The sequence below is a fragment of the Streptomyces geranii genome (genome assembly GCF_002954775.1).
Lineage (GTDB): Bacteria > Actinomycetota > Actinomycetes > Streptomycetales > Streptomycetaceae > Streptomyces > Streptomyces geranii.
On record NZ_PJME01000019.1, the window covers coordinates 108,314 to 126,028 of the forward strand.

A 17,715-nucleotide genomic window follows, 5' to 3' on the forward strand; every position below is an offset into this window, starting at 1 on the left:
CCGGCCTTCGGCGTACGGACAGGCAAGAGGGCGTGGACACGAATCTGCGGACACGGATCCGCGCGGGGGACCACGACGCCTTCGGCGAACTCTTCGACGCGTACGCGCGCTCCGTCTACAACCATGCCTTCCGGCTGACGGGGAACTGGTCGGCGGCCGAGGACATCGTCTCGCTGACCTTCCTCGACGCGTGGCGGCTGCGCGCCAAGGTCGACGAGGAGGGCGGCTCGCTGCGGCCCTGGCTGCTCGGCGTCGCCACCAACGTCACGCGCAACACCCGCCGCGCCGCCCGAAGACACGCCGCCGCCGTCGCCCGGCTGCCCCGCGACGAGGTCGAGCGCGACTTCGCCGACGAGGTCGCAGGCCGCCTGGACGACCTCGGCCAACTCGCCCTCGTACAGGCCGCGTTGGCGCTGCTGCGGCGGCCCGAGCGGGAGGTGCTTGCGCTGTGCGTGTGGTCGGGGCTCGACTACCCGGCGGCGGCCGAGGCGCTGGGGGTGCCGGTGGGGACCGTACGGTCGCGGCTGTCGAGGGCGCGTACAAAGCTCGCGAAACATGTCAAAAACCTGGAACCGCCCACCGGACGCGGACAGATGAGAGGTGACCGCACCACCGCGGTCGGGCCCATGAGGGAGGCAAACCGATGAGCACGCCACCCGGATTCTCCGAACACTCCGGATTCTCCGAGCGAGACCTTCCGCCGGGCCGTCACCGACTCCTCAAGGAGCATCTGATGACCGAGATCCGGTACCAGGACGAGAAGCGCGCCTCCCGGCGCAAGATCTGGCTGCGGCCCGCGCTCACCGCCGGGGCGGTCGCCACCGTCGCCGCGCTCACCTTCGTCGCCCTGCCGAGCGGTGAGAGAGGTACGAGCGCGGCACCCGGCCGGTCCGCCGTGACCCTGCTGCAGAACATCGCGTTCGCCGCCGAGCGCACCCAGCCGCCCGGCGACGTCCGTGACGACCAGTTCGTCTACATCAAGAGCCGGGTCGCCTACACGAGCTACGTCAACGGCGGTCCCGGGAAGCTGGAACCGGTCCACGACCGGGAGATCTGGCTGTCGGTGGACGGCATCAGGGACGGGCTCCTGGAGGAGGACAAGGAGCACCTCAGGCACCAGGTGCTGAAGTACTCGGGGGACCTGCTGGGGAAGCCCACGGCCCCCTCGGCCACCAGCTACCGCGAACTGTCCAAGCTGCCCACCGACCCCGACAAGATGCTCGCCTGGCTGTACGAGACCGTCGGCAAGCAGGTCGACAACGAGCAACCCGACAAGGACTACCGGGCCTTCGTCCTCTTCGGCGACCTGATCCGGGAGACCCTGATGCCGCCGAAGGTGGGCGGCGCGCTCTACCGGGCCGCCGCGAAGATCCCGGGCGTCGAGGTCGTCCCGGACGTGCAGGACACGGCGGGCCGGACGGGGATCGCGGTCACCCGGACCGGCGCCGACGGTGCCGAGGAGCAGCTGATCTTCGACAAGGAGACGTACACGTTCCTCGGGGAGCGGTCGCTCGACGACGGCGAGCAGACCGGCAGCAGCTCGGTCATGGAGCGCGCGGTGGTCGACCGGGCCGGCGAACGCCCGTGATCACGACGGCGGCGGCAGGCAGCTCTTCTCCGGGGGCTTCCCGGTCGGCCAGGCGATCTTGACGAAGTCGGCGTGCCGGTCGTGGGTCAGTCTCACGATCGGCACGGCCTTGTTGTACGGGTTGCCGTTGTTGTCGAGGCAGATCCAGCCGCTCGCGCCGTTCACCCGGGCGGAGCCGCTGACGTTGGTCCACTGGTCACGCACGTCGGTGAGGGTCGGGGCACTCTCGCCGCCGGGCGTGGCCTCGCGGATGCCCGTGACGGTGAGCCGCATCGCGTCGTACGCCACGATGAGCTGGCCGTCCTCCAGGCCGATCTCGCCGATCGGCAGGGGCTTGTCGGTCTTGGCCGCGGTGTTCGCCTCGGCGGCGTCCAGCAGATCGTTCAGATCCTGGGCGTCCGCCGCCGAACCCCCGGTGCTCGGGGGGTTCTCGAACCATGCGTCCGGGTGGGCGAGGGCGCTGTAGTGGAGCGAGATGGTGCCGTCCTTGAGGGCCTCGGGGTCGAGTTTCCTGTCGCCGGTGAGGTAGGACGCGTCGTCGCCGCTGAGGATGGTGAACCTGCGCTCCCGGCAGCCCCGGTCGCCGAGCGCGTTGATGAACTGGCGCAGCTGGGTGTGGCGGCCGGCGAACAGGACGGTGTCCACGTCCTGTGCGGTGTCGCACAGCCGGTCCCTGATCTGCCGGAAGTCGTTGGCGGTGGTGCCCTCCTCGGTGCGGTCGGCGGGCGAGGTGAAGGGCCAGGGCTGGTAGCGCGAGCCCGTCAGCAGCTTCTCGAAGGACTCCTGGAGCGTGAGGGTGTACGGGTCGCCCGGATCGTCGTACACCAGCACCGCCCTGTCGGCCTCCACCTTGGCGAAGGAGGCCAGGGCGCGGGCCTCGTCGGTGTTGGTGGGAGCGACCCGGGCCAGCCCCGGGAAGGGTTTCTCGTCCTGGGCGCTGCCCTGCTGGCCGTTGGCGAGGCTGTCGGCGGTGATGGAGGTGCCGACGACGGGGATGCCCCGGTGGGTCAGCTCCCTCACCGCCCGGGTGTTCTCCTCGGTGCTGAGCCCTATCCCGGTGACCGCGCGCAGCCGGTCCGAGGTGGTCGTCATCCCCTCCAGCTGGTCGACCGTGTGCTCCCAATGGGCGCCGGTGCGGCCCGGGTTGGCGAGCACCAGCCGGATCGGCGGAGTCTCGCCGTTCGCGTCGTGGTTCATCTTCCACTGGGCGAGATAGGCGCCCTGGAGTTCGTGCAGGACATCCCTGAGGTTGTCCGCGTCGGTCGCGGTGAACGGCTCGAACAGGGCGACGGTGACGTAGTCGTCGCCGAGGGAGTCGTTCTCGCGGTCGATCGCCCTGATGGTGTCGGCGAGTTGGGGGCGCCCGAAGGAGTAGTCGGTGGCCGAGACGCCCACGCACTCCTCGCTGCCCTCCGGCCGCGTCACACCGGGCGCGCACGAACGGTCGTCGTACGTCCACTCCCTGACCCCGTAGGCCAGCCCGACCACCAGTCCGGTGACCAGCAGCAGCGCCAGGAACCGGCGCAGCGGGATCTCCCAGACCCCCTCGCGCAGCCGGGTCGCGAGCCTTCCCAGTCCCCTGCGGGCCATCACGCGCCTCCGTCGGTGCGGTCGTCGTCGGCGGCGTCCTCGTCGCCCGGGGTGCGCAGCGGGCGGCCGGCCAGCGCGGCCTCGGGCCACTCCTGCGAGGCCTGCCACAGCAGGGCGTTGCTGGCGCGCGGGTCGTTGGACAGCTGCTCCAGTTCGTAGCGCAGCCGCTCGCAGAGGCGTCGGTCGGGCAGCACGAGCGGGTCGGTCAACTGCCAGACGGCGTGCAGCAGTCGGCGTATCCGCAGGTGCAGTACGGCGTCCACGCCGTCCGGCGGGAGCTGTTCGGCGTCGGTGCGGCCGAAGGCGATCCGGGCGCGGTGGTGGTCGCCGCCGACGAAGTCGTGGCCCTCGGTGTCGTGGGCGTGGAAGTAGGGCGCGGACGCGATGAAGAGGAGGGAGTCGAGCCAGATGGCGGTGTCGAGGGTGTGGAAGGTGTCGCGGAGGTGGGCGACGGCGGGTCCGGTGTCGCCGAGGGCGAGTTCGTGGTGGAGGCGGTAGCGGGCGGCCGACGGTTCGGGCCCGTCGTAGTGCCGGATGAGGGTCTCGTGGACGTCCCGCCACTTGCCGTGGTCGGCGTTGCGGTGGTGCAGCCGCAGCAGGAGCAGGGTGCGGACGAAGAGGTCGCCGACGAACTGGCCCGGTACGGCGGGCAGTCCCTCCGCCGTGAGCCGGGCCTCCAGGGCGCGGATGCTCGACGGGCCGAAGTCGTCCGGGAGTTGGGCGGCGGCGAGCGCGCAGGCCGACTCGTGGTCGTGGGCGGCGGCCAGCACGGTGAGTTCGCCGAGCCGGTCGGCGGGGACCAGCCGGTCGAGGAGTTCGCGGTAGACGGGCCGGCCGTCGCGGTCCTCGTGCAGCACGAGTTCGGCGGTGAGCAGGGCGCCGAAGGGCGCGGTGGGTGGCAGCCGGGGCAGGTTCTGCCGGGCGGACTCGGCGAGCAGGGCGATGCCCAGGGGGTTCCCGCAGGTCAACCGGTGGGTGGCGGGCGGGAGTTCGGGCGGGACGGCGACCGTCGTACCCGTACAGACCGCGTCGACGATGTGCAGGGTGTCGTCGGAGGAGAGCGGCGGCAGCGACACCAGCAGGGCGCGGGAGGCGGCCGTGTCGGCGGCGGTCCAGCGGGTGCGCTGGGCGGTCTCGCGCAGGTCCCGGCGGACGGCGTTGCGCAGCGCGGACCGGCCGCTGCTGCCGCCGCTGCCGCGCACGGCGGCGATGAAGGCGACCTGGTCGTGGATGCCCTCGGAGCGGTCGCGCAGCACCTGCTCGATGAGTTCACGGCCCGGCGACCCCTGGGCGTTGTCGACCAGCACGAGCGGACGCCCGAGGCGCTGCAGGTGCGCGCGCACTCCGGCGTAGGCGTCGGTGAGGTCGGCGAGCAGGGCGCGGACGAGATAGCGCTCCGCGTGCTCGCGGGAGGTGCCGCCGGCCCTGAAGTGGTCGGAGAGCAGCCGGAGTCCGAGTTCGGCGCGGTCACCGGCGTTCGGATAGGTGCGGTACCAGGTGGAGGCCCGGCGCTGGCGCGAACCCGAGGAACGGTCCGTCATGGCCTCCAGCGTCGCCTCGATGACCGCCGTCACCAGCGGGTCGTCGCTGACGGCCGCCGCGACCGCCTTCGCCGCCACCCGGCCCGCCCAGCGGGCGGCGAAGCCGGTGAACCAGGAGCCGCTCTCGCCCAGCAGCAGCATCCGCTGGACCTCCCACCGGATGCGCTCGGTGTCGGCGTTGCCCCAGCCCCCGGCGGCCACCGCGATCAGCCCCGACATCAGCCGGGGGAAGGCGATCCGCCGGGCGCCCGTGACGGGCTCGGCGAGCTGCTCGGCGATCACCAGGAGGGCCTGCGCGAGCGGCGACCAGGCCTGCGCCGGACGCGACTCGAACGACCCGGTGAACTGCGGGTCCTCGCAGTCGATCAGCGCGATCGGGGTGTGCCCCTGGTAGGCGGCGCGTAACTCGCCGAGAACCGCGCTCTTGCCGAGGCCGCGCCCGGCGGTGAGGACGACGAACGGCGGCTCACGGGGGTGTTCGAGCGGGGCGGCGATGTGATGGTGGGGCCGAAGACCGATGAGCCGGGGTGCGAGCCCCGGCGGTTCGGTGTCGAAGAGCGCCCCGCGTCCGTGCAGCCGTCTGAGCACCGCATCCCTCCCCCTGGGGCTGCCCATACTGCTGTTCAGTGTGCTGTTTGTCGCGGTGTGCTGTTTGTCGCAGTAACCCCAGTGTAAGAAGAGGGAGTTGCATCGGACCAGATGGCGGGATGTCCGTTGAGTTACGAAATTATCGGCCCGATGCCAAGCCCTGTACGGCGGTTCAGTCGACCGTGATCGAGTCCAGCTGCCCCCGCAGGTAGACGTGCGAGTCGAAGGGTTCGTAGGCGACCCGGCCCACCGGCGCGGGCACCGACTCGACGATCGTGCCCGGGGTGCACTCGCCGAAGTAGACGAGCGACATCAGCTCCTCGGCGGGCGCGTCGGCCGGCGGCGGCAGCACCCGGTGCCGCCCTGACCGCCACCGGTCTCCGGTCCAACGGGCCATCAGATCACCGATGTTGATGGTGAACGCCTCGGGGTCGAAGGGCGCGTCCTCCCAGCCGCCGTCGTCCGTGTAGACCTGCAGCCCGCCCTTCCCGGCCTGCCGGTCGAGGATGGTGACGGTCCCGAAGTCGGTGTGCGGCCCGATCCTGAACTGCCCCGGCTCAGGCTCCCCGACGACCTCGATACCCGGGTACCAGTTGATGTTGAAGCCGTACGTCGGATGGTCCATGTGCCGGGAGAAGAAGTCGGGTTCGAGCCCGAGCGCGTCCCCGAGCAGGGTCAGCAGCTCCTTCTCCAGCTCGCCCATCCGGCCGAGGTACTCCTCGCACAGCGCCCGCAGTTCGGGTGCCTCGGCGGGCCAGACATTGGGCGCGTACCACTCGGCGTCGACGACCGGATCGTCGAAGGGCTCGTCGGTGGCGAAGGACAGCGACTCCTTCAGATCCGGCGGAGTCTCGGTCCCCTCCGAGTACCCGTTGGCCTCGGCCCCGGGCCCGAGCCACCCCCGCCCGCCGACCTTCACCGCGTACCGCTCCTTGACCTCGGCGGGCAGCGCGAAGAAGGCACGGGCGGCCTCCCGCACCCCGGCCCGCAGCGCGGGATCGACGCCGTGCCCGGTGACCAGCAGGAAACCGGCGGTCTGGAGGGCCTCGTCGACGGTACGGGCGATGGCGGCGCGGGTGTCGGGGTCCCCGGAGAGCCAGGGCCGCAGGTCGATGGTCGGAATGCGCGGGGCGGCGGTGGGGGCCGCTGCCGACGTGGGGTCACTCACCGATGTCCTCGTTCCACAGTGCGGGATTGTTCTTGACGAAGTCGCGCATCAGGCCGACGCACTCGGGATCGTCGAGCAGCACGATCTCGACGCCGTGCTCGGCCAGCCAGTCATGGCCACCGTGAAAGGTCACGGCCTCGCCGACGACCACCCGGGAGATCCCGAACTGCCGGACCAGACCCGAGCAGTACCAGCAGGGCGAGAGCGTGGTGACCATGGTCGTCCCACGGTACGAACGCTGCCGTCCCGCGTTCCGGAACGCGGCCGTCTCCCCGTGCGTCGAGGGGTCGCCGTCCTGGACGCGCCGGTTGTGCCCGCGCCCGAGGAGCGCGCCGTCGGCCCCGTAGAGCGCGGCGCCGATCGGGATACCACCCTCGGCGAGCCCGGCACGGGCCTCGTCCAGGGCGACGGCGAGCCAGGAGCGGGCCTGGGCCGGATCCAGCGGAGCCATCGGATGCTGCTGATTCATGGGTCCACTCTCCTTCGACGGAAACACCGGGGCAACGTGCGGAAAGTACTCTCCGGACATCCCCCAGCAGGACGAAGTGTCAGCGCCTTGGGAGGCACCCGTGCCCGCACTCACCCTCCGAGAAGTCCTGGCCCTCGACCCGGTCCGCGCGGCCGACCCCGAACTGCTCACCGGCCGCTCGGCACTGGACCGTCCGGTGCGCTGGGTGCACTCCAGTGAGGTGTACGAGGGCGCGAACTTCCTGGACGGCGGCGAACTGCTGCTGACCAACGGTTTCGGGCTCACCGACACGGCCGAGGAGGCCCGGCGCCGGTACGTCCGCGAGCTGACCGCCCGGGGCGCGGCGGCCCTGGCGGTGGAGATCGGCCGCTCGCTCCCGACGATGCCGCCCGAGGTGACGGACGAGGCCCACCGCCTCGGCCTGCCCCTCCTCGCCCTCCACCGGGTCGTCCCCTTCGTCCGCATCACGGAGGCCGCCAACCGGGCGATCGTCGCCCGCGGCCTGTCCGGCCGTACGCCGGTCCGCCCCTGGGGCGACGACCACACGGCCGCCCTGCTCGCCGACCTGGCCGACGGCCAGCCCCTGAACCAGCCCGAGGTCGAGGCGAGGGCCGCGCTGTCCGGCTTCCACCCGGGACCGGGGGCCCGCCTGATCGGCGTATCGGTGCACGGCACCCGAGACGTCGGCACGATGGACCGGGCGGCACGCACGCTGGGCGGCTCGGTGCTGCGGGCGGCGTTCCCAGGGGACGTACTGGCCCTGATCGCGGTACTGGCGAGGGACCGGGACCCGGTACGGGCGGTGCAGGAGGCCTTCCGTACGACGACCGCCCCCGGCCTGACCGTCGCCGTGGGCCACGCGGTCGACGCCGGCGACGGCTGGCTGCGCTGGAGCGAGACGCTGCGCGCGGCCCGTACGACCCTGGAACTGGCCCTGACGGTGCCGCCCCCGGAGCCGCCCGCACCCCAGGGCCCCCTGGTGACGTCGTCCCGCGCCCTGGCCCTGGAACGCGAACTGACCCGAGGCGGCGTCGAGGCCAACCGCGACCGCCTGACCCGGCTGGTCCAACACACCCTCGCCCCGCTGCTGGCCTGGGAGGCGGCCCACCCCAGCGACCTGGTCCGCACCCTGGAGGTCCACCTCCGCAACGGCTGCTCCCCGACCCGCACGGCAACCCTCCTCCACATCGGCCGCCAGTCCCTGTACCAGCGCCTGGAACGCATCGAGTCGCTGCTCGGCCTGGAGATCGACGACCCGGATCTGCTGGGGGAGCTGCTCACGGCGGCGTGCGCGTGGCGGGTGGTGCGGCCCAACTCGGCTGCCCTGATCGCCTGTTAGCGTGCGCGGATGGAAGATCTTGGGCGCATTGCCTGGCCGCCGCCGGAGCCGATCAGGACCGAGAGACTGGTCCTGCGCGAGTCCGAGGCCCGCGACCGGCCGACGTTCATCGAACTGCATGCCTCGCCAGAGGTGCACACCTACCTCGGCGGCCCCCGCCCGCGCGCCGAGCTTGAGCGCGAGATGCCCGGCACGCCAGGGCACCGGCCCGGCAGCTTCGTGGTCGAACTCGACGGCGAGATGATCGGCCAGCTCCTCCTCAGAAGGGCGACGACCCACAGCCGCCCGGCGGCCAAGGGCAAGCTGGACCTCGGCTACCTGTTCCTGCCGAGGTCATGGGGACACGGCTACGCGGCCGAGGCGTGCGAGGCGGCACTGGACTGGCTGACGACCGTGTTCCCCGACGAGCCGGTGATCCTCACGACCCAGACGGCCAACAAGTCGTCGATGCGGCTCGCGGAGAAGCTGGGCTTCACGGAGCTGGAGCGGTTCGAGGCGTGGGAGGCGGAGCAGTGGCTGGGCGAGCGGCTGCCGCAGGGGCGTAAAAGCAGATGAACGCAGGGGCGGCACCCGGCCACAATGCCCCCGTGAACCCCGCCCCCGACCATGACTCCACTCCTGACTCCACCCCTGACCCCGCCCATGTCCACGCCGACGCCGCTGTCCTGAGCGGGCTCGCCGCCAACCCCGCGCTGCCGTCCGAGCTGGTCGACCGGCTGATCGAGGTCGCCGTCGCGGACGTCGACTTCGTGGACGACCTCGCCGAGCGCGCGGACCTCAGCCGTGAGCAGGCGCTGGCGCTGTTCGCGCGGGTCCCGGACAGCGGTGTACGGCTGGCCGGTGCGGGTCGGCTGATCGCGGCCGACGTCGATCCCGTCGCCGAGCCGGACACCGCGCTCGCGCTGCTCGACGAGGGGCGCGGGCAGCCGGAGTGGGCCCGGGTGCTGGTGGCGGACCCGTGTTTCCTGCGCCGGGAACGGCTGGCCGCCTGCAAGGGGCTCCCGCTCGATGTGGCCGAGACGCTCGCCGCCGACCCGGATGTACGGGTCGTCGACGAACTCGCCCTGTGCACGACGTCCCCCGAGATCGCCGCGAGGCTCGCGGCGCATCCGCACGCCCAGGTCCGCCGGGCACTGGCCTGGAACGAGGCGGTGCCGCCGGCCGTGCTGCTGGCTCTGCTTGCAGGTGAAGGGCACGACGACCCACCACCGGACACGGACACCTCCGTCGACGACCCCTACGAGATCACCGTCCTCCACATACAGCACGCGGCCCTGCGGAACCCCTCGACCCCCACCGAAGCCGCGGTCGCCTTCGCGGACCACCCGTCGCCGATGCTCCGCCAGGCCCTCGCCCAACGCCCCGACCTCCCCCCGGAGTTGGGCCGACGCCTCGCCGCCGACCCCGTGCCGTGCGTCCGCGCCGACCTCGCCGAGAACCCGGCGACGACCGACGACGCCCTGATGCTTGTACTGGCCGAGGACGAGGACCCGGACGTACGACGCCACCTCGCGCACAACCCGAACGTGCCGCTCGACCTCCTCACCCGCCTGGTCGCCACCACGAAGATCGGCGCCGTCCTGCTCCCGCGGATCGCGACGGCGACCCCCGCCGAGTCGGAGGAGCTGGCCCGGTCGAGGGATTCGACCGTACGCATGCTCCTGGCCGTCCGCCGAGACCTGCCCGCCGGTATCCGCGACGCGCTCGCCACCGACCCCGACGCGAAGGTCCTCAAGACCATCGCCCCGCACCCCGGCCTCTCCGAGGCGCGGTTGCGTGCCATGGTCGACCGGCACGGGGTCCGGGTCCTGGCCAAGGTGGCGAGCAACCCGGGTGCGTCCGGGGCCCTGTTGGAGGACCTGACCCGCCACCGGCCGCCTGTGCACAAGGCGTTCCGCGAGATCGCCCGACATCCGCACGCGACCCCGCAGGCCCTGCTCGCCTGCCTGGCGGTCACCGACGGGAGATCCGCCGCAGCGGGACACCCCGCACTCCTGCCCGAGGCGGTCGTCGAGCTGCTCGCCGACGAGGACCACCAGGTGGCACGGGCGGCGGCGAGCAATCCGGCGCTGCCGCGTACGGTGATGCGGCAGCTGATACGGCGGCTGATGCCTTAGGGAGGATGGTGCCCATGTGCGCGGAGCATGGGCTGGGGATGCATCCGCGGGCCTCGGAGGCAGGTCAACTGATGCCCCGTGCAAGTCAGTTGCTGTCGGCGGTGCCCTGCTCGACGTACTCGATGTACTCCGCCAACCGCCCCGCCCCCGTCAGCATCGCCCGCGTGCGCCCCGCCAAAGCCTCCCCACGGGTCGCGACCGCCGCCCGCAGGGCCTCCGTGCTGCCCTCGCGGCGGAGTTCGTCCAGTACCGGGCGGATCTGGTCGAGGAGGTAGTGGCTGCGGCGGAGGGTGTGGATCAGCCGGGCGTCGCGGATGTCGTCGGGGCCGAACTGCCGGTAGCGGGTGCCTCGTTCGCGGGGCGGGGTGAGGAGTCCCGCCGACTCCCACACGCGTAGGGCGGACGTCCGTACGCCGAGCAGCGCGGCCACCTCGCCGATGCGCAGGTCGGCCGTACCGGGTGTCGGTGGTGTCGGTTGCGGCGGGGGCCTGCGGCCGGCCAGTGCCTCCAGGGCCTCGCGGGTCGCCCGCAGTGCCGTCCGCTGCTCGTGCATCCCGGCGTGCGCCTCGTCGACCAGCGCGAGGGCGCCCGGTACGTCGCCGCCGTGCACGGCGCGCATGACTGCGGTCGCCGCCAGTGGGCCGTAACCGGCCTGGAGTGCCCGGTACGTCAGCAGCGCGCGCCGGTGTGCGTCCCCGAAGACCCGGTATCCGGACTCCGTCCGCGCCGCCGGGGGCAGGACGCCCGCGTCCTCGTAGTTCCGGATCTGCTGCGTCGACAGTCCCGACAGCCGGGCCAGGTCGACGGGACGGAGTCGCGGTTCATGATTCATGGTTCATCACGGATTTGAAGCTTAGGGGCAGTAGAGCCCAGACTTTGCGCCCCAAAGTCCCAACAGGAACTTCAATGAAAAACTTGAAGGTATGGATGAAGCCTCAGCTGACCGCACCTCCGTCATGCACATCAAAGGCGCCCGTCTCCACAACCTGAAGAACGTCTCGCTCACGATCCCCAAGCGGAAACTGGTCGTCATGACCGGTCTCTCCGGTTCCGGCAAGTCCACGCTCGCCCTCGACACCCTGCACCGCGAGAGCCACCGGCAGTACATGGAGGCGTGGGGTGTCGCGACCGCCGGGGTCAGTCGGCCCTCCGTCGACTCCATCACCGGGCTCTCGCCGTCCGTCAGCATCGATCAGCGGCCGGCGGGACGCGGCCCGCGTTCGACGGTCGGTACGGCGACCGAGGTCTTCACCTACCTGCGGCTGCTGTGGTCCCGCATCGGCGTACGCCCCTGCCCGGACTGCGGAGAGCCCGCCGCGCCCGCGAACTGCCCGCACTGCGCCGCCTCCGTGCCCGAACTCCCCATGGGCTCCTTCTCCTTCAACAAGCCCGCCGGTGCCTGCCCCTCCTGCACCGGCCTCGGCGAGGTGATCAGGGTGGACGTACGAACCCTGGTGGACGAGGAGTCGAGCGTCACCGCCGGGGCGGTACGCGGCTGGCCGCGCCAACTCGTCGAGCGGAACGTGCAGTTGCTGCGGGCAGCGGGCCTGCACTACGGCCTAGCCTTCGACGTCGACCTACCGGTGGCCGAACTGGCACCGGCCGCACGGGACTTGCTCCTGTACGGGGTCGAGTCGCCCGAGTTCACGCGCCACTTGCCCGCCGGTGGCATCGAACCCCCGGCCACCGTCTCCGCAGGCCGCTTCGAAGGTGTCGTCACCGCCTTCATGCGGCGCTACGCCGACCGTATCGACGACACCGACTACCGGCAGAAGGCCGAGCGTTCGATGGTCAAGGAGGTCTGCGGGGACTGCGCCGGGACCCGGCTGCGCAGCGAGAGCCGGGCCGTCACCGTGCACGGGCTCGGGATCACGGACGCGGCCCGCCTGCCGCTCGCCGAACTCGCCGACTGGGTAGGTGGGTTGGCGTCCCGTGCCACCGAGGGCGAGTGGCGGCTCGCCGAGCCCGTCGTGGCCGACCTGGCGGAGCGGGTACGGCGGCTCGTCGACACCGGGGTCGGCTATCTGACCCTCGACCAGTCGAGCGTCAGCCTCTCCGCCGGGGAGTCACAGCGGCTGCGCCTCGCCGCCCTGCTCGGCTCCGGCCTCACCGGCATGCTGTACGTCCTCGACGAGCCGACCATCGGACTGCACCCCGCCGACACCGCCCGCCTCGTCCACGTACTGCGCCGCCTGCGCGACCTCGGCAACACGGTCCTCGTCATCGAGCACGACCTGGACGTCCTGTGGGCCGCCGATCACGTCGTCGACATCGGTCCGGGCGCCGGGCGGGACGGCGGCCGGGTCGTCGCCTCGGGGACGCCGGAGGAGGTGGCGGCGACGGAGGGGTCGGTGACGGGGGCGTATCTGTCGGGGCGGCTGCGGCAGCCCGCACGGAAGGAACGGCCGGCGGCAGAAGGGGAATTGGTGATGCGCGGAGTTCGTGCGCACAACCTCCGGGACGTCACCGTGCGGATTCCGCTCGGGCGGCTGGTGACGGTCACCGGGCCGTCCGGGTCGGGCAAGTCGACGCTGATACTGGACGTGTTGGGGCGGGTGGCGCGGCAACGCCTCGACCCGGCGCGGGCGTCGGCGGAGTCAGGTTCGGTGTCGGTTTCGGCGGGGGAGCACGACCGTATCGACGGGTGGGAGCACCTCGACAAAGTCGTCACCATCGACCAGGAACCCATCAGCCGTCTGCCGCGCTCGAACGCGGCGACGTACTCGGATGTGTTCACGCCGGTGCGCGAACTGTTCGCCGCGCAGGCGCAGGCGGGAGTGCGGGGGCTGACGCCGGCCTCCTTCTCCTTCAACGTGCCCGGCGGGCGCTGCGAGCGGTGCGAGGGGGCGGGCGTGCTCGCCGTGCACATGCACTTCCTGCCCGCCGTGGAGGTGCGGTGCCCGGACTGTCAGGGCCGTCGCTTCGGGAGCGAGGTCCTCGCGGTCCGCTACGAGGGTTACTCCATCGCCGAGGTGCTGGCCGCGACGGTCGACGAGGCGCTGACCGTCTTCCGGGGCGTACGGCAGGTCGCGGCCCGCCTCCAACGCCTCTCGGACGTGGGCCTCGGCTATCTCCCGCTGGGTCAGCCGGCCACCACCCTCTCCGGCGGCGAGGCCCAACGCCTCAAGCTGGCCAAGGAGTTGGGGCGCCGAGCGACCGGCCGCACCCTGTACCTCCTCGACGAACCGACCACCGGCCTGCACGCCGCCGACACCGCCCGCCTGCTCGACGTACTCCAACGACTCGTCGACGCGGGGCACTCGGTCGTCACGATCGAGCACAACCTCGACGTCATGCGGGCCTCCGACTGGCTCGTCGACCTCGGCCCGGAGGGCGGCGCCGGGGGCGGGCTGGTGGTGGCGGAGGGGACGCCGGAGCAGGTGGCGGAGGTGGCCGGGTCCCGGACGGGGGCGTTCCTGCGCGGGGACGGTTTCCCGGGCGGCGCCGCCTGGTAGGAGTCGTTCATCGGCGAGGGGGAGGCGGGGCGGAAATGACGGAGAGTCGATTCGACGGGTTGGGCGGGCGGTTGGGCGGGGAGTTCTTCACGCCCGGGAGTTCGTCGTTCACGGAGTTCCTGGCGGCGCACCGGCCCGAACTGCTGCACAGGGACGACCAGTTCCTGCCTCCGGGCACCCGCCCCGACCCGGACCGATTCCCGCACGGCACAACGGTGTTGGCGCTGACCTACCGCGACGGCGTGCTGCTCGCCGGTGACCGCAGGGCCACCATGGGCAACCTGATCGCCCAGCGGGACCTGGAGAAGGTGCACCCCGCCGACGAGTACACGGCGGTCGCCTTCGCGGGCAGTGTCGGGATGGCGCTGGACATGGTGAAGCTCTTCCAGGTGGAGCTGACCCACTTCGAGAAGATCGAGGGCGCCGCGATGTCCCTGCGGGCCAAGGCCACCCGGCTCGCCGCCATGATCCGGCAGAACCTGGACCAGGCGATGCAGGGGCTGGCGGTGGTGCCGTTGCTCGCCGGATACGAGCCCGGCGACGGCGAAGGAGGGAGCGGGCGGGGGCGGATCTTCGGGTACGACGTCGTCGGCGGGACGTACGAGAAGTTCGGGTTCCACGCGGAGGGGTCCGGATCGCCGTACGCCCGGGGCGCGTTGAAGAAGCTGTACCGCGAGAACCTGTCCCGCCGCGAGGCGGCCCTCGCCGCCCTCCAGGCCCTGTACGACGCCGCCGACGACGACTCGGCGACGGGCGGCCCGGACATCGGGCGCCGGATCTTCCCGATCGTCTCGGTGATCACGGAGGAGGGCTTCGAACGCCTCCCGGAGGAGGAGACAGCGGAGTTGAGCCACGAGATGGTGGAGGCAAGACGCAACCAACCGGACGGGCCGACGGCCCAGCCCCGCTGAGCCCGGCCGCATCAGGCGACATCGCGTAGCGTCACGTCACCTCGCGCAACTCGACACGACATCGCATCACGCCGTGTGGTCGTCCCGGTGTCTCGTGACGCTCTCGCGGACGTGGACCGGCACGTCGATCCACCACCGGGCCCGGGCCCGCACCTGCGCCGACAGTCCGGGATCGTCCGAGACCTCGCGGAGCAGGGACGTACGGCTGTCCACGCCCAGGGCGTACAGGAGTTCGTTCGGCACGTGCCTCGGCGACTGCTTCGGCAGGTCAGGAGCCGTCCCTGTGCGGCGGGGGTGGAGGGCGGCCCGCCAGAACGGGTCGGGGCTTCGTCCCCGCATGTGTCCCAGTGCGTCGGCCGCGCCGCTGACGACCTCGCCGGGCAGAGAGGGGGAGAGGACCAGGGACTGGACCAGGGGGCGTTCGTCGGGGCCGCCCAGGGACGCGAGCGCCGACAGGATGCGGGTGGCGAGTTCCGGGTCCCGGGCCACCGGCATACGGGCCAACTCGTGTGCCAGCGAGGCCGCGACGCGAGGGCGGTAGGGCGTGCTCGCGATGAGCATCGCGGTGAAGATCCGCTCGTCCGGCTGCGACCCGAACAGCACCTCCGCCAGCAGGGCGGGCAGCAGGACCTCCTCGTACTGCGGTGTCTGCCGTGGCATACCGCTCACGGCGGTGAGGGCGACGCGGTCGGCGACGTCCCGGTGCGGCGACGGCGGCCGGCCGGTCCGCGCGCTCGGCAGCCGGCGTACCGCCGACCGTACCGAGGCGGGTACGGCACCGGGTGGGAGGCCGCGCAGCACACTCGCGGCCAACTCCCCTGTCTGAACGTGGAGTTCGTCGTGCTGGTGCAGCAGCTCGGCCGTGACCAGGGCGACCCGGCGCAACTGGCGGTCGGAGAAGTGGCCGAGGGGCACCTTGCGGACGCAGGCCAGCAGCGCGCCGAGGTGGGCCTTGTCGGTGGACGGATGCTCCAGCTGGCCGAGGACACCGGCCGCGGCGTCGGGATGGGAACTGGCGTCGAGCAGGCTCATGGCCTCGATCAGCGGCGGGCTGGACCCGTCGCGGGCCCAGTCCAGGCACGCGGAGACCATCGCGGGCCGGGCCGCCGGATGCGTCAGCAGGCGGCTGAGGCTCTCGTGCCGCAGCCGCCACGGCACGCCCTCCGACAACAGGGTCTCCATGACGAGCCGTTCGGCGAGGGCACTCCAGTCGGAGTCCGCGCGCAGGGGAGCGGGGTACGCGGCGAGGCTGGCGGTGAACTCGTCCCACTCGGCTCCGCCCATCAGGGCGTCGCCCAGGGCCCGTTCGAGGAGCGCTCTGGTCCGCTGGGCTCCGGACGCGGGCCGCCGGGCCCGCCGGGGCGTCAACTGGTGCGAGCGGACGACTCCGTTGGCGTAGCGGTTGAGCATGTCGACGGTGGAGGACAGGGAGCTGTGGGTCAGGCGCAGCATCTCCTCGTACCGCCGAACTGCCATGATGGGTACGTCGGTTCGGCCCCGTTCCCACCGCGAGACGGTGCTGGTGCTCACGTCGCCCGTCCACAGCCCGCCGGGAAAGGCCTGGGCGAAGGCGGTCAGGGCGACCCACTTCGGCTCGGGCCCGTGCAGCCGGTTCACGCGCAGCAGCCAGGCGGTACGTGAACTGGCGGGCGCGTCGGCCGAGTTGGCGCGGTTCTGGTCGGGTGCCCCGTACGGCCGCCCTCGGGCACGGTGTGGTGACATGCCGGCGCCTCCCCCCCCATCGGTCCCGGCCGCCATTTATTGCAGCGCCGACCGGGAGTGGCAGCACATGCCGACGAGGACGGTCTACCCCCGTACGGTCGTAACCGTGCGAGGCGGACAGGGGCGCCGAGTACCGGTGGGGGTGCGCTCCGCTCGTGGCGGGCGACGCTTCCACGGCGCGTACGCCGCTCGGCCGCCCCCACGGACAGAAAGAACGGGGGACGGACAATGACGGGTGACGGGCGGTCCTTGCGTGCGGTGTGGCTGGCGGTCATCTGGCTCGCCGGAGCCGTGGCGGCAGTCGCCGCGTTCACGCTGTTCCAAGCGGTGGGGAGCGATCTGCCCACCGCGCTGGGGGCGGGCGGGGCGGCCTTTCTGGGCCTCGGGACGCTGGGCCTGGCGGCCCACCGTTTCCTCGCCGACTGAGGCCCGCCGACCCGCTCACCCCATCGGCTCCAGCACGGAGTAGTCGGCGAAGCTGCGGCGGTAGCGGGTGTGGTGGGTCTCCTGGGTGTGCAGGCGCTGCCACTCCTCGACCTTCGCCGGGTCCGGGTGCCGTCCCGACCCGGCCCCGCATTCGTCCTCGTCGCCCGAGACGCAGTGCGCCTCGTACTCCGGCTCGGCGGAGCCGTCCTGGACGACGACGTAGGGCAGGTACCGGAAGATACGGCGCCTGCTCGCGCCGGGGTGGGCCTGGCGCTGGTGGCGTCGGAGCAGCACGTTGGTGTCGGCCTCGCGACTGCGGTCGGCCTCGACCTGCCGCTGTTCCTCTGTCGTCATGCGCCAACTCCGTACATACGTCACCACTCGTCATTACTCTGGGTGTATCGAGAGTGGCTGAGGGGAACGGTCCGGTTCAACGCATGAGGCGTGCGAACGGGGTACTGGCACAAGAGGGTTCATCGGGAGGACGCGTGGCACGACGTAACGCGGAGGACGGTTCCGGGACGGGGGTCAGCAACGCGGCGCTCGGGCTCGTCCCGCCGAAGAGTTCCATGTCCCTGATCGACCTCGCCGGTGAGCGCTGGGTGTACTCGGAGTCGCTGAGCCAGGGGCACTTCACCAATGATCCAGCCGATTACGCACGCCACAGCCATGCATCGAAGTGGCCCCCGGATTCCCCGGCGTCGTCCCGGTGCGTGACAGCAAGGTCGCTCCCGGCGGTCCGGTGGTTGTCGTAACCCGTGCCGCCTGGGCGGAGTTCGTGGCGTTCACGGCTCGCTGACG

General features: G+C 72.0%; 16 protein-coding genes. 9 read left to right on the forward strand and 7 right to left on the reverse strand.

From position 1 onward, the window contains the following. Positions 1 to 32 precede the first annotated feature (32 nt). Together CW359_RS24675 and CW359_RS24680 are read left to right on the forward strand one after the other, a co-directional pair. Positions 33 to 647: an RNA polymerase sigma factor gene (locus CW359_RS24675; RefSeq protein ID WP_232838578.1), complete on the forward strand. Its 615-nt coding sequence runs from the start codon at positions 33 to 35 to the stop codon at positions 645 to 647. After that, complete coding sequence (locus CW359_RS24680) at positions 644 to 1,588, forward strand: CU044_5270 family protein (RefSeq protein WP_105972291.1); 945 nt, start codon at positions 644 to 646, stop codon at positions 1,586 to 1,588. The genes CW359_RS24675 and CW359_RS24680 overlap by 4 nt, the downstream gene beginning before the upstream one ends. Here CW359_RS24680 and CW359_RS24685 read toward each other — a convergent pair whose 3' ends face one another. The 4 genes from CW359_RS24685 to CW359_RS24700 all read right to left on the reverse strand — a co-directional run bounded on the left by CW359_RS24685 (position 1,589) and on the right by CW359_RS24700 (position 6,926). Beyond that, a complete protein-coding gene (locus CW359_RS24685; protein ID WP_105972292.1) occupies positions 1,589 to 3,178 on the reverse strand; it encodes an ABC transporter substrate-binding protein in 1,590 nt (529 codons plus the stop codon). Further along, positions 3,178 to 5,307 (reverse strand): hypothetical protein, encoded by a 2,130-nt coding sequence (locus tag CW359_RS24690; protein WP_105972293.1) that lies wholly within the window; start codon positions 5,305 to 5,307, stop codon positions 3,178 to 3,180. Before CW359_RS24690 ends, CW359_RS24685 begins: the two co-directional genes overlap by 1 nt. 172 nt (positions 5,308 to 5,479) lie before the next feature. Then, positions 5,480 to 6,475 carry an isopenicillin N synthase family dioxygenase gene (locus CW359_RS24695; protein ID WP_105972294.1) on the reverse strand — a complete coding sequence of 332 codons (996 nt, stop codon included), beginning with the start codon at positions 6,473 to 6,475 and terminating at the stop codon, positions 5,480 to 5,482. Further along, positions 6,468 to 6,926: a nucleoside deaminase gene (locus tag CW359_RS24700; RefSeq protein ID WP_105972348.1), complete on the reverse strand. Its 459-nt coding sequence runs from the start codon at positions 6,924 to 6,926 to the stop codon at positions 6,468 to 6,470. The genes CW359_RS24695 and CW359_RS24700 overlap by 8 nt, the downstream gene beginning before the upstream one ends. Before the next feature lie 118 nt (positions 6,927 to 7,044). Between CW359_RS24700 and CW359_RS47155 the strand changes: the two genes are divergently transcribed. The 3 genes from CW359_RS47155 to CW359_RS24715 all read left to right on the forward strand — a co-directional run bounded on the left by CW359_RS47155 (position 7,045) and on the right by CW359_RS24715 (position 10,400). Further along, positions 7,045 to 8,283: a PucR family transcriptional regulator gene (locus tag CW359_RS47155; RefSeq protein WP_105972295.1), complete on the forward strand. Its 1,239-nt coding sequence runs from the start codon at positions 7,045 to 7,047 to the stop codon at positions 8,281 to 8,283. Positions 8,284 to 8,292: 9 nt separating this feature from the next. After that, positions 8,293 to 8,838 (forward strand): GNAT family N-acetyltransferase, encoded by a 546-nt coding sequence (locus CW359_RS24710; protein ID WP_105972296.1) that lies wholly within the window; start codon positions 8,293 to 8,295, stop codon positions 8,836 to 8,838. A 110-nt stretch (positions 8,839 to 8,948) separates the two neighbouring features. Further along, entirely contained in the window at positions 8,949 to 10,400 is a 1,452-nt protein-coding gene (locus CW359_RS24715) for a hypothetical protein (RefSeq protein ID WP_105972349.1), read from the forward strand. Between the two features lie 85 nt (positions 10,401 to 10,485). Here CW359_RS24715 and CW359_RS24720 read toward each other — a convergent pair whose 3' ends face one another. Beyond that, positions 10,486 to 11,232: a MerR family transcriptional regulator gene (locus CW359_RS24720; protein WP_105972297.1), complete on the reverse strand. Its 747-nt coding sequence runs from the start codon at positions 11,230 to 11,232 to the stop codon at positions 10,486 to 10,488. Positions 11,233 to 11,323: 91 nt separating this feature from the next. Between CW359_RS24720 and uvrA the strand changes: the two genes are divergently transcribed. Both uvrA and prcB read left to right on the forward strand, forming a co-directional pair. Continuing rightward, on the forward strand, positions 11,324 to 13,855 hold the full coding sequence (gene uvrA, locus CW359_RS24725; protein ID WP_232838580.1) for an excinuclease ABC subunit UvrA: 2,532 nt from the start codon (positions 11,324 to 11,326) through the stop codon (positions 13,853 to 13,855). A 35-nt stretch (positions 13,856 to 13,890) separates the two neighbouring features. After that, the gene (gene prcB, locus CW359_RS24730) at positions 13,891 to 14,766 is read left to right on the forward strand and encodes a proteasome subunit beta (protein ID WP_105972298.1); all 876 of its coding nucleotides are present in this window, start codon (positions 13,891 to 13,893) and stop codon (positions 14,764 to 14,766) included. A 66-nt stretch (positions 14,767 to 14,832) separates the two neighbouring features. Here the strand turns inward: prcB and CW359_RS24735 are convergent, their stop codons facing one another. Then, positions 14,833 to 16,488: a hypothetical protein gene (locus CW359_RS24735; protein ID WP_105972299.1), complete on the reverse strand. Its 1,656-nt coding sequence runs from the start codon at positions 16,486 to 16,488 to the stop codon at positions 14,833 to 14,835. Positions 16,489 to 16,716: 228 nt separating this feature from the next. On the opposite strand from CW359_RS24735, the gene CW359_RS24740 reads away from it, so the two are divergent. Further along, positions 16,717 to 16,914, forward strand: coding sequence for a hypothetical protein (locus CW359_RS24740; protein ID WP_105972300.1), 198 nt, complete (start codon positions 16,717 to 16,719; stop codon positions 16,912 to 16,914). A 15-nt stretch (positions 16,915 to 16,929) separates the two neighbouring features. Here CW359_RS24740 and CW359_RS24745 read toward each other — a convergent pair whose 3' ends face one another. Then, the gene (locus tag CW359_RS24745; RefSeq protein WP_232838581.1) at positions 16,930 to 17,268 is read right to left on the reverse strand and encodes a DUF7848 domain-containing protein; all 339 of its coding nucleotides are present in this window, start codon (positions 17,266 to 17,268) and stop codon (positions 16,930 to 16,932) included. A gap of 325 nt (positions 17,269 to 17,593) precedes the next feature. On the opposite strand from CW359_RS24745, the gene CW359_RS24755 reads away from it, so the two are divergent. After that, positions 17,594 to 17,713, forward strand: a complete 120-nt coding sequence (locus CW359_RS24755; RefSeq protein ID WP_332874994.1) for a DUF397 domain-containing protein — start codon at positions 17,594 to 17,596, stop codon at positions 17,711 to 17,713. Positions 17,714 to 17,715: the final 2 nt, after the last annotated feature.